1 pseudogene (only partly in view) is annotated in these 243 nt (G+C 37.9%); it reads left to right on the top strand.

Annotated features, from left to right (window positions below):
- Nucleotides 1-40: 40 nt before the first annotated feature.
- A pseudogene (locus V7266_RS27370) lies at nt 41-243 on the top strand (IS110 family transposase); its annotated part runs 241 nt beyond the window's last position; the annotation flags it as partial.

Genomic DNA, 243 nt, shown 5'->3' with positions numbered 1-243 from the left:
ATAACAAGCGAAGCTGTGACACTGCATGGAGGAATTTGAAATGAATCCAGTCAATGGTCTGGATATTCCAAAAGGGGAAAGTCAAGTTCAGGCATTTTTAGATAATGGCAAACCATATCGTAAGAGTTTTAAAGTTTCCCATACTATTGAAGGTCTTAATTTACTTGTAGAGTTTCTGGAGGTCGTAAAGAGAGAAACTGGTAAGAAACCACCTATCGTTCTAGAAGCAACAGGACATTATCA

This window comes from Neobacillus drentensis (genome assembly GCF_036965645.1).
Taxonomy (GTDB): domain Bacteria; phylum Bacillota; class Bacilli; order Bacillales; family Cytobacillaceae; genus Neobacillus; species Neobacillus drentensis_D.
The sequence above is the reverse complement of the archived record's forward strand: the minus strand, read 5'-3'. Positions and strand labels throughout refer to the sequence as shown.